Consider the following 11,211-nt stretch of genomic DNA (forward strand, 5'->3'; position numbering starts at 1 on the left):
AATTTAATAGGATTGCTCTTTGATCCTATTAAATTTTCTACATCGATAAATATATAACGTTTTCATAAATAGTGGTAAAACTGTTATTTCTCGCTGCTCGTATTATACTAACACGAACATTTATTATTTAGCTAGAAATTTTTTTGATTATTTTTTAAAAACAGAAAAAATTTTTTTCTTCTTGCTCCCCAGCTCGCTTCTCCCTCTTATGTGATCTGCAATCAGCAGAAACTAGCGCCTCTGCTGATTGAAAATAAGAAGAGATAAAGCCTTTTCATTTTAGTTAGCTACAGGCTTACAAAATTGCTCTACTACTTCTTTGGCTGGAATTGAACTGATCGCACCTTTTCCAGTTGTCGTTAAGGCACCGCTTGCATTTGCAAAACGCAAAATAGCATCGTGGTCGCGGTCAAGGATGGCCGTTAAGTTTTCTTGTGACACATCGCGGCTTAATAGCTGATAAAGGAATCCGCCAATAAACGCATCTCCTGCACCTGTTGTATCAACAACCGCTACTTTGTAACCGTTTGATTCATAGACAGCTTGTTTTGTATAAAGCGTCGCGCCTTCTGCTCCTTTTGTGAACACAACTACTTGAACGTCACCTGTAAACAGAGACTGAATCGCTTTCTGTTCATCTTCAATGCCGGTGATAAACGACAGCTCGTCGTCTGAAATTTTGACAATGTGCGCTTGAGGAATAAATTCTAAAATCGTTTGACGGCATAGCTCATGATCTTTCCACAGTGGAAGACGTACATTTGGATCAAAGCTGATAACGCCGCCTTTTTCTTTCATGCTTTTAATCGCTTTCATATGAGCGTATTTCATAGGACTTTCAACTAAATCAACCGAACAGAAGTGAAGAACATCGTTGCTTGCAAACCAATCAGGGTTAATTTCGTCTTCTGTTAGTAATAAATCTGCTGAAGGATTACGATAGAAGCTGAAATCTCTTTCTCCGTCTTCACGCAGGGAAACAAAAGCTAAAGCTGTGTTTGCTTCTTCTGTACGATAGACCATATCAGTACCTACTCCTACTTCACGAAGCGTATCTACTAGAAAGTCTCCAAACGCATCTTCTCCAACTTTTGTAATAAGCGCTGACTCATTACCGTATGTAGCAACAACTGCCGCAACGTTTGCCGGCGCTCCCCCTGGCACACGCGTAAACGATTCCACTTCTTTCAATTGAAGACCTTTTTGAGCTGGAATCATATCAATTAATACTTCACCGATACTAAATAACTTACCCATTCTATTCACCTTACTTTTCTTTTTTGTCATATTGTCATACTGTCATACTATGTTCCAAAAAATCCTTAAATCAAATTATACGTCCCAACCATCTTTTTCGTAAAGAGAAATTTCCAATTTATTTTAAAAAAATCGCAAATGATAGTTTTTTCTGACAATCTTTTATTGGTTAATCCCCTTCCATCCCTTGTAAAATCTAGGGTTAAAATGGCCTTCTTACATAAAGATAGAGGGATAAAAAAAGCAATGTCCAGTTTTAACTGTTTATTTATTCTTTTTTCGTTCGACATCTCTTTCCTTATTCCCTCTTTATTCGCCGCGAATATGCAAATAATGATAAAGATTCGTGTTTTTACCCCTATTTAAGAAGGAGTGCAGTAAAATGTGTCGAATAGACTTAGGTAGGTATATGACATTATGTATGTTACACTAAATACAAGGCAAGGAAGGGAGAATCAGTCATGAAAATCAATGTTTTTCTAGACGACTATCGCAAATGCCCTGACGGTCATGTTTTAGCCGAAACGATTGATGAATGTATTGATCTGCTAAGATCATTCGATGTTGAACATTTATCACTCGATCACGATTTACTGAGTAAGACACGGAATGGATTAATGCTCGTGCATTTTATGGTAAAGCATCATTTATATGCCGATCGAATTACGATTCACTCCGCTAATCATTCAGGCAGCAAAGCAATGTACAACTGCTTTAAGGACGCTCAAAAAGAGCATAAAATGCCAAACAACATTAAAATTCTAAGATGCCCTCTGCCTCTTCGATGATACCTGCACCCTCACACATTCATTTCAACAGAATCTGTCCGATTCAATTCTCACAGACATCCTGTTTCTATAAAATGAAGAACGATACTGCTTGTTCGATACGTATAGATGTGAATACGCTTTAAGCAGTTTATATTATATAGAAGAAACCGCTCTAAAATACCGTGATGATAGCTTTAAAAAGCAGACTATATGGTACAAAGAGCGGTTTTTTGCTATTTAGACAGTTTAGCAGAATCCAAGTCAGCTGAGAGAGCAGCCGGCTGTTTTTTAGCTTCTTTTAGCTGCCTAGCGTTCACGAACCAGTAGAGGCTTCCTACAAACAGTCCTCCCCCTGCGATGTTTCCGAGCGTAACAGGAATTAAATTATGAAATAGTCCAGCAGCCGAAATCGCATCAGAATGCGGAAGCAATAAAGCTAGACCAAGAAACGTCATATTTGCCACGCTGTGCTCGTATCCTGAAGTAACAAATGCAAACAGCATCCAAAAAATAAGCATGATCTTTGCGGCATCGCTTTTAGTGCGCGCAGCCGTCCAAATTGCCAGGCAAACAAGCCAGTTGCAAAGGATGCCGCGAAAAAATAATTCACTGACCGGCAAATGCATTTTTTTAGCTGCCAGCGTCATAAGTAAATGATCCGGTTCAATTCCTTTAAACAAACCGGTTCCGGTAATTAACAAACAAAGCCCAAACGCTCCTATCGCATTTCCAATTAGGCACCACGTCCAGTTTTTGAACGTATCTTTCCATGTAGTGACTCCCGATAGCGTACTCACCGTATACACCATGTGATTTCCGGTAAACAGTTCGGCTCCTGCAAATACGACAAGCAGTAAAGCAACAGCAAAAGATAACCCCATCACAAGAGAAACAACCGGTAAAGAAGCAGAGGCTAAAGGCGCTCCTACCGATAGAGCTAATATAACTCCAAGTCCTACGTAAGCACCTGCTAGCACCGCTAACAGCAAGTAACTCGGCAAATGATCATTCACAAGCTTCGTCTTTTCACGGGCTAACTCATTCATTGACTGCAGTGAATTCTTAAACAAAAGTGTTTCCTCCTTTTATTCATCTTAGACGCATACTTTTTCTTCTGTTTTTTCCAAAAACCAAGAAAGAGCAGAAGCTTGCTTAACCACTTTACCAATCACAATCATCGCGGGATTGCTGACTTGCTGCTCAGCAGCCGTTTCTACGATAGCGCCAAGCGTACCTGTAACCGTGCGCTGATAAACCGATGTGCCTTGTTCAATAAGAGCGACCGGCGTATCCGCGCTTTTTCCAGCATCTAAAAGCTGACGGCAAATATACGGTAAATTTTTAACGCCCATATAAATCGCAAGCGTATCAACTCCTTTTGCTAAATGCTCCCAGCGAATACTTTCCGGCTTGCCGCTCAGACAGTGTCCCGTCACAACGGCAAACGAACGGCTCAGCTCACGATGCGTGACAGGAATTCCAGCATACGCCGGCGCCGCAATTCCCGCTGTAATACCCGGAACGATTTCAAATGGAATTCTATGCTGAACAAGGACTTCTGCTTCTTCACCGCCTCTTCCGAAAATAAACGGATCTCCGCCTTTTAACCGGACGACGGTATTTCCTTTTCTTGCGTGGAATACAAGCAAATCATGAATATCTTCTTGAGAAACGCAGTGATCACCAGGCTTTTTCCCGCAGTAGACGAGTTCGGCTCCTTCTTTTGCATACTGAAGAAGAACAGGGTTCACTAATCGGTCATATAAAATAACATCTGCTTTTTCTAAACATTTGGCTGCTTTTATCGTTAGTAAATCTGGATCTCCTGGTCCGGCTCCTACAATGTACACTTTTCCTGTTCTCATTTTTGCTTCGCTCCTTTTAATGTGTCCCCTTGAATTTTTATGGCGCGTTGAAAATCAACGCGCCATGGTACTTATTCTTCAATTAAAAGATACAGTAAATCTCCTTCAACAGACGCTTCGTACGTGTCTACACATCCGCTGTCAGGCTCTTGCACGTTGCCATCATGCAAGCAAATTTTCCAGTCGTGCATCGGACAGAACACCGAGTCGCCGCTCACGATTCCTTCACTGAGCACCCCGCCTTTATGCGGACAGCGATTTTCAATTGCCCGTATTTTTCCGCTTGATAGCTTAAACACTGCAATTTCTTTTCCGTTTACTTTCACTGTTTTACCTAGGCTTACCGGAAAATCATGAATCGACCCTACGCATACTTTTGTAATGTTTTTATTCACCATCTTTATTTCCCCCCAGCTTTATGATGTGACAACTGTTTCAAACAGCTCTTTTTTTGTCTTTTTACTTTCGACGATTTCTTTCCAAGGATCACGGTACGTAGATAACGCTTCGTCCATACGCATATTCAGCTCTCTTCTCGTTTCAGCGTCATCAAGCACGGACTGGATGTGCGAAAGTCCCATGCGCTCAATCCATGCAGACGTACGCTCTAAATAATTAGCCGTTTCTCGGTAATACTGCAAATAAGCTCCTGTAATGTCCATCAATTCTTCATCTGTTTTTACTTTATACAACAAATCTCCGCCGCGTAGATGCGTACCTCCATTTCCGCCCACGTAAATTTCCCAGCCGCCGTCAATTCCAATAAAGCCAATATCTTTAATACTTGACTCAGCACAGCTTCTCGGACAAGCGGATACAGCCATTTTTACTTTATGAGGCGTCCATAATCCTTCAAATTTTTTCTCAAGCGCAATGCCAACGCCCATTGAATCCTGCGTGCCAAAACGGCAAAACTGTTCGCCCACGCATGTTTTCACCGTCCGCAGCGACTTGCCGTACGCATAGCCAGAAGGCATATCTAACTCTTCCCATACGCTAGGCAAATCTTCTTTTTTTACACCAAACAAATCAAGACGCTGACCACCCGTCACTTTTACGAGCGGAATTTCATATTTATCAACAACATCTGCAATTTTCCGTAAATCTTCTGCATTTGTGACGCCTCCGTACATGCGAGGAACAACAGAATACGTGCCGTCTTTTTGAATATTTGCGTGCATGCGTTCATTCACAAATCGTGATTCGCGTTCATCAAGGTATCCGGTCGGATTCACCATGCCTAAATAATAGTTCAGCGCCGGACGGCATTTCGAACAGCCTTCTTCATTATTCCACCCAAGTACATTCATAACTTCACGCGTATGCGAAAGTCCTTTTGCTTTGATTTCTTCGACAACTTCATCTCGTGACAGCGTCGTACAGCCGCAAATCGCTTCTTTTTGAACCGCCGCGTCAAAATCAGCGCCAAGAGTATGCTGAAGCACTTCCGCTACAAGCGGCTTACATCCTCCGCAGGAGCGAGAGGCACTTGTACAAGCTTTAATTTCATCAACCGATAAGCATCCTTGCTTTTGAATAGCTTCCACAATCGTACCTTTTGTTACGCCGTTACAGCCGCAAATAATATCATCCGCGCTCATGCTTGCTACTAAGCTTTCACCCGCGTTACCGCCAGACGGCTGTAAAATCGACACTTTTGCGACATCGGATACATCTTCTTGCTTTTGTATCATTGAAAACAGTCGATTTCCGTCGCTGCTGTCTCCAAAAAGAACGGCTCCGACGATTTGATTGCCTCGCAGAACAAGCTTTTTATAAATGCCGTCTTGTTCATCGAACACTTTGATCGCTTTTTTCTCTTCATCTTCCGTGAAGTCTCCTGCTGAGAACACTTCAACACCTGATACTTTTAGCTGGGTGGATAAAACCGATCCTTCATAAGGTACTTTTTCTGCCCCGCAAATCGCTTTTGCTAATGCTTTTCCTTGTTCATACAGAGGTGCCACCAGTCCGTATACCATTCCTCTATGCTCTGCACATTCTCCAACCGCGTAGATGTTTGGAATATCCGTTTGCATATAGTCATTCACGACAATTCCTCGGTTTACGTTAAGTCCCGCTTCTTTTGCAAGCTGAACATTTGGTTTAATTCCGACCGCCATCACTACTAAATCAGCTTCTAAAAACGTACCGTCTTTGAAAGATAGCCCTTCAACTCGTTCATCGCCGACGATTTCCGCCGTTTGTTTTTCAAGCAAAAACTTCATGCCTTGTTTTTCTAATTCGTTTTGAAGCAATTTGCCGGCTGTTGGATCGAGCTGACGTTCCATTAAATACGGAGCTAAATGAATCACAGATACGTCCATCCCTAGATTTAACAGTCCGCGCGCTGCTTCTAATCCAAGCAGCCCGCCTCCAATAACCGCTGCTTTTTTATACTGCTGAGATGCCTGCACCATTTCATCCGTGTCTTTTATATCTCGAAAAGCCGTAACTCCTTTTTTATCTGATCCCGGAATTGGAAGAATAAAAGGAAGAGAGCCCGTTGCTAAAATTAATTCATCATACGATTCTACTCTGCCGCTGTTTGTCGCTACTTCTTTTTTTATGGAATCGATACTAGTAACCGTTTCGCCCGTATATAATGTAATATTGTTTTCTTGATACCAGTTCCAATCGTTTAGCGTAATGTCTTCAACATTCGTATCTCCTTGCAGCACTTTTGATAGTAAAATACGATTATAGTTCGGATGCGGCTCGCTTCCGAAAATCGTAATTTCAAACGCTTCGCTTGAAACCATCAATACTTCTTCAATCGCTCGAACTCCAGCCATCCCATTTCCAATCAATACGAGTTTCTTTTTTTGCATCTTCCATTCCTCCCCTGGCGTCTATACCTGCTTGTTTCAAAGATATATTTTCTATACATCTTTAAAGATATACTTAAGATATATGAATTTTCTGAATCGTTCAACTTATGTGTTAGATTATCTAACACAGTTATGGTATGTATGCGATTCCATTGCTTTAACAGCAAGCAAAAAAAATAAGTGGTCTAATTACGTTTTAATTTGGATCATCCTTTGCATTTTATTTTGTGATATTTTTCACAACATTAATTTAGCAAGAATAAATAACCTGAGCTATGATAAAAATCACTACTAAATGTTGATAAGCCAAAAATAAAAATCTCGAAAGTTCTTTATAAAGAATTTTTAAAACAAACCGTTCTTTATAGTATTTACTATTACTCCTATATTCTTTATAATGAATATATAGACCTTTATAAAGAACAGAACGGAGAATTAGAATGCCACTCGTAAACATTAAAAAACTTTGGACTCCTTTAGAGATCTTTGGCTTTAAGCTTTATAAGTGTAGAGATACAAAAAGCTACTACTATAAAACGAGGAAAAATCATAATCTAATAAAATTATAGAAAACAAGCCCTATTCCTTTTGAAATAGGGCTTGTCTTTTTATTTTCCTGTAAACCAATTCACAACGTACTCTCCCCACACTTCATTTCCTTTTTTCGTTAAATTGCCGCTGTCTTTATTTATATACTCTCCTAAATGAAACGGCCAAACGAGTGAGTGGTTCATATAATACACCCAGTTTGCTTCAGAAACTCCCCTAATCGCTTCTACTCCTTCTTCATAGGACTCCGTTTGTGAAATATATGGCTGTGACGGCTGAATCATAAGCGTTTTTTTCAAGTCTTTGAGCTGATGAATCAGCTTGTCTGTATTTTCAAGCGTCTCATCTAGCGTAAGGTGCTGATAGTCATTTTTAAGAGGTGCTTCAAACAGAATAATGTTTGGTTGAAGTTGATCAATTTGATCTGCAATATGTGAGGATAAAAGCTCATCCGTTGTCTGGCTGCCGTATGAAAGTGTTTTAACTGTAAATACATCACTTCCATATGTAGCTGCTAGCTCTTTTTTTAATTGCTGAGGCCACCCTGCTTCCTTCGCAGACGTGGCAATTACAAGAGTCAGAGGTTTTTTGTTTGCGATAGATGACTGGATTTGCTTTGTAATAAAGTCTGGAAGATTTTTTGTATAAGCAGATACATCAGAAAACTTTTTTTCTTTATGTACAACAGCAGTTCTTACTTCACTTGCCTGCGCTTCCGTTTGCTCTTGCCAGTGCTGCGTCCCTGCATACATCACAGCCCCGCACAAAACAGCCGCCGCCACATTTACCCCAACCATCGCCTTCATACAATCTCCCCTTTACAAGTTCTTCTTACAATCTCAGCAACTTGCTTTCGTAAAGAAGAACTCAAAATTAGTCGCTCCTGCGAATATACCCTCAAAGGTTCACCTATCCGGATGAGACCAGCCCGCAAGGAGGGTCTCATCCGGATAGGTCTAGCAACTCTACCATCACCGCTCTTCCCTGATGGTAGAGCTGCTACATCGATAATAGATATATAAATAGTATAGATTAGTAGAATTTGGAATGGGTGACCTTTCGTACGTAAAATCTCTACAAATACACGTATACTTCGCATATTTCCTAGCGAAACGTGAAGTTTCCGGGGAAATTACGTCACGTTTCTTAAAAAGAAAACATAATGTACGTTCATTCGCACATGTGATCTTCCCCTTGTACAGTAGAGATACCGGCGGAATACAGCAAAAACGCGTTTTTGAAAAAGGAATGCTGCATGCAAAAAAGCTCGTTTGATCAAATCGCTTCATCTTTTCATCCATTAATTGTGTCGATGATTAAAAAACTTCATATTTACAAAGACTACGACGAATATTATCAAATTGCGTTGATTGGTTTATGGAGAGCATATCAAAAATTTGACGAAAGCAAAGGATCTTTTTCTGCTTATGCTTACACAACCGTGCGCGGTACGATTCTTTCTCATTTAAAAGGCACCATTTTATATGAAGAACGTGAAACACCGGCTGAGCAGAACCTGCTTTCACTAAACGAAGATTCCGCTCTACCCGTTCCTCTAGAAAGTGAAATCATCAAGCAGCATATCGAACACTTAACGGGAAGAGAAAAAATCTATGTAATCGAACATCTGCTAGAAGGCTACTCGTATAAAGATATTGCCTGTAAATACGGAGTCTCCACGGGAGCCGTTAAAAACTGGGGAAAAGCAGCTCGTAAAAAGCTAAAGCCCTCACTTCTTAGGGAGTAAGAAAAGGAGGAAGCTTATGATAAGCTTCCTCCTTTCGTTCATATGGGTAGTCCAAACGATTGTTCATATGTGTAGTCCAAACGATTGTTCATATGTAGGACAAGTTTGTTCAATAAATCGAACGCATTATGCCAAGACAACCGGACTTTCTAAACAATAATTGCGAATAACAGCCGCTCTGGCCAGCTTTTTTTCTAAACTATAATAAGAAAGCTTCACTGGAATGAACGTTCCGTCTTTGAAGTGAATTAGCATGGAGGTTGGATCAACTGTAGCAAGCGTGTGTGAAGTATGAACATGAGAGGCAAAAATCCAGGCGCAGCCATAGTCATTTGGCGAAGATGTCGGAAACGCAATGATGGCTTGTGAACGATTAATAACAAGCGGCGTAAGCTGTTTGTACGGAAACATTTTTCGAACGGCGGCAATCGATCCCTTAAACGTACTTAATTCTCGAATACACGCTTCTTCTAATAATTGCTTACACGTCTTGCTTAGCATGTATTCTCCTGCTGCATCCAGCACCTTTGTGCGGTGAATAGGATCATTCACTGGAATTAATGCTTTTGTCGTCAAACCAATTTGATAATTTTCAACATTTTTCATACATCTACCCCCTTTTGCTACTTTATAACTATTCTATACTATCGAAAAGGGGAAAATCTAGTCTTTTTTTCTCATTATTTGAAATATTTTGAATATATTTCGTATCCAAAGAAAAAAGCGCTGAAATCAGCGCTTTTCTTTTAAATAAAAATGTCTAAAATAAGAACCATTGCAAACGCCGCAAACGATAGAATCGTTTCCATCACTGTCCACGTTTTTAACGTTTGAGCCACTGACATATTGAAGAATTCTTTGATTAACCAGAAGCCAGAATCATTTACGTGTGATAGCATCACAGAACCTGCGCCTGTTGCTAGTACTAGCAGCTCTGGGCTTACGTTTGGCATGGTTGCTGCAATCGGTGCTACAATACCTGCTGCTGTTGTCATTGCTACTGTCGCTGAACCAACTGCTGCACGAATTAACCCTGCAATCACAAACGCTAGCACGATAGGAGAAAGATGTGCATCTTGAGCAAATCCTGCAATCGCGTCACCTACACCGCTTGCTGTTAAAATTTTATTAAAACCGCCGCCTGCACCGATGATTAAAATGATCGAAGCAACGGGTCCAAGACATTCGTTTGTGAATTTTAATAAATCATCTTTGTTGTACCCTCTTGCAAAGCCGAAAGAATAAAAAGCAAACACTAGCGAAATTAACAGCGCAACAATTGGACTTCCGATAAAGTTTGTTACGTAGCGAATCGTACTTGTTTCTGGATAAACAAACCCAGTGATCGTTGCTAAAAGCATTAATAGTACCGGTAGTAAAATTGTAAATAACGTAATGCCGAAGCCAGGAAGATCTTTATGCTTCGACTCTGTGAACTGCTCCATAATTTCACCCGTTGGCTCGACGTGAACACGGCGTGAAATGAACGATCCGTAAATGGGACCTGCCACGGCTGCAGCTGGAAATGCCACAACTAATGAATACAAAATCGTTTTACCTAAATCTGCTTTAAAGATATCCACCGCTAGCATCGCTGCCGGATGCGGAGGCACTAAACTGTGAACAACTGCTAAACCTGCAATTAATGATAAACCAATTTTAATAAGTGACGTACCCGTATGCTTAGCAATTACAAACACAAGCGGAATTAATAACACAACACCAACTTGGAAAAAGACCGGGATACCGCAAATAACGGCTACAACCATCATTGCCCAGTGTACGTTCTTTTCACCGAATACTTTAATTAACGTGCGGGCAATACGCTCGGCTCCGCCTGACTCTGCCATCATTTTACCTAACATCGTTCCAAGACCAAGAACAATCGCGATAAATCCTAAGACGCTCGCTACTCCTTCTTGGAAAGCCGTTACGATATCAGGCAGCTTCATTCCTGAAATAAGACCCATAAACAAAGCCGCAACAATTAGCGCTACGAACGGATTTGTTTTAAATTTGGCAATTAAAAAGATAAGTCCAACAATCGATACAATCGCATACAGCAAAAGACTTGCTTCATGACTTAATCCGAATACTGAATTCATATGTTCATCCCCTTAGTGTGACCATTTTTCATGTACGTACATCCAAATAATGTATACGCTTTCAAATAATTTCTAAAGTGAACGCAC

10 protein-coding genes are annotated in these 11,211 nt (G+C 40.6%); 2 read left to right on the forward strand and 8 right to left on the reverse strand.

Features of this window, described 5'->3' with window-relative positions:
- Window positions 1-279 precede the first annotated feature (279 nt).
- On the reverse strand, window positions 280-1,257 hold the full coding sequence (locus tag LAV82_RS09075) for a carbohydrate kinase family protein (RefSeq protein ID WP_029325030.1): 978 nt from the start codon (window positions 1,255-1,257) through the stop codon (window positions 280-282).
- Between the two features lie 461 nt (window positions 1,258-1,718).
- Between LAV82_RS09075 and LAV82_RS09080 the strand changes: the two genes are divergently transcribed.
- Entirely contained in the window at window positions 1,719-2,045 is a 327-nt protein-coding gene (locus LAV82_RS09080; RefSeq protein ID WP_025749520.1) for a cyclic-phosphate processing receiver domain-containing protein, read from the forward strand.
- A 215-nt stretch (window positions 2,046-2,260) separates the two neighbouring features.
- On the opposite strand, the gene LAV82_RS09085 is transcribed toward LAV82_RS09080, so the two are convergent.
- The 5 genes from LAV82_RS09085 to LAV82_RS09105 form a co-directional block, all read right to left on the reverse strand.
- Window positions 2,261-3,097: a formate/nitrite transporter family protein gene (locus LAV82_RS09085; RefSeq protein ID WP_499715924.1), complete on the reverse strand. Its 837-nt coding sequence runs from the start codon at window positions 3,095-3,097 to the stop codon at window positions 2,261-2,263.
- Window positions 3,098-3,121: 24 nt separating this feature from the next.
- Window positions 3,122-3,892, reverse strand: a complete 771-nt coding sequence (gene cobA / locus LAV82_RS09090) for a uroporphyrinogen-III C-methyltransferase (RefSeq protein ID WP_328125785.1) — start codon at window positions 3,890-3,892, stop codon at window positions 3,122-3,124.
- A gap of 71 nt (window positions 3,893-3,963) precedes the next feature.
- On the reverse strand, window positions 3,964-4,290 hold the full coding sequence (gene nirD / locus LAV82_RS09095; protein ID WP_013055862.1) for a nitrite reductase small subunit NirD: 327 nt from the start codon (window positions 4,288-4,290) through the stop codon (window positions 3,964-3,966).
- 18 nt (window positions 4,291-4,308) lie between these two features.
- Window positions 4,309-6,723 (reverse strand): nitrite reductase large subunit NirB, encoded by a 2,415-nt coding sequence (nirB, locus tag LAV82_RS09100; protein ID WP_499715925.1) that lies wholly within the window; start codon window positions 6,721-6,723, stop codon window positions 4,309-4,311.
- Between the two features lie 608 nt (window positions 6,724-7,331).
- Entirely contained in the window at window positions 7,332-8,078 is a 747-nt protein-coding gene (locus tag LAV82_RS09105) for an SGNH/GDSL hydrolase family protein (protein WP_499715926.1), read from the reverse strand.
- Window positions 8,079-8,527: 449 nt separating this feature from the next.
- On the opposite strand from LAV82_RS09105, the gene LAV82_RS09110 reads away from it, so the two are divergent.
- Window positions 8,528-9,019 carry a sigma-70 family RNA polymerase sigma factor gene (locus LAV82_RS09110; protein WP_499715927.1) on the forward strand — a complete coding sequence of 164 codons (492 nt, stop codon included), beginning with the start codon at window positions 8,528-8,530 and terminating at the stop codon, window positions 9,017-9,019.
- A 126-nt stretch (window positions 9,020-9,145) separates the two neighbouring features.
- On the opposite strand, the gene LAV82_RS09115 is transcribed toward LAV82_RS09110, so the two are convergent.
- Together LAV82_RS09115 and LAV82_RS09120 are read right to left on the reverse strand one after the other, a co-directional pair.
- Window positions 9,146-9,625 carry a competence protein ComK gene (locus LAV82_RS09115; RefSeq protein ID WP_499715929.1) on the reverse strand — a complete coding sequence of 160 codons (480 nt, stop codon included), beginning with the start codon at window positions 9,623-9,625 and terminating at the stop codon, window positions 9,146-9,148.
- A gap of 140 nt (window positions 9,626-9,765) precedes the next feature.
- On the reverse strand, window positions 9,766-11,124 hold the full coding sequence (locus LAV82_RS09120; RefSeq protein WP_013055857.1) for a GntT/GntP/DsdX family permease: 1,359 nt from the start codon (window positions 11,122-11,124) through the stop codon (window positions 9,766-9,768).
- Window positions 11,125-11,211 lie beyond the last annotated feature (87 nt).

This window comes from Bacillus sp. ILBB4 (assembly GCF_035064545.1).
Classification (GTDB): Bacteria; Bacillota; Bacilli; order Bacillales; family Bacillaceae_H; genus Priestia.

Bases quoted from the DNA above. Each gene is read 5' to 3' on its own strand.
- LAV82_RS09075 (WP_029325030.1), bottom strand. From the start codon at position 1,257: ATGGGTAAGTTATTTAGTATCGGTGAAGTATTAATTGATATGATTCCA.
- LAV82_RS09080 (WP_025749520.1), top strand. From the start codon at position 1,719: ATGAAAATCAATGTTTTTCTAGACGACTATCGCAAATGCCCTGACGGT.
- cobA (WP_328125785.1), bottom strand. From the start codon at position 3,892: ATGAGAACAGGAAAAGTGTACATTGTAGGAGCCGGACCAGGAGATCCA.
- nirD (WP_013055862.1), bottom strand. From the start codon at position 4,290: ATGGTGAATAAAAACATTACAAAAGTATGCGTAGGGTCGATTCATGAT.
- nirB (WP_499715925.1), bottom strand. From the start codon at position 6,723: ATGCAAAAAAAGAAACTCGTATTGATTGGAAATGGGATGGCTGGAGTT.
- LAV82_RS09105 (WP_499715926.1), bottom strand. From the start codon at position 8,078: ATGAAGGCGATGGTTGGGGTAAATGTGGCGGCGGCTGTTTTGTGCGGG.
- LAV82_RS09110 (WP_499715927.1), top strand. From the start codon at position 8,528: ATGCAAAAAAGCTCGTTTGATCAAATCGCTTCATCTTTTCATCCATTA.
- LAV82_RS09115 (WP_499715929.1), bottom strand. From the start codon at position 9,625: ATGAAAAATGTTGAAAATTATCAAATTGGTTTGACGACAAAAGCATTA.
- LAV82_RS09120 (WP_013055857.1), bottom strand. From the start codon at position 11,124: ATGAATTCAGTATTCGGATTAAGTCATGAAGCAAGTCTTTTGCTGTAT.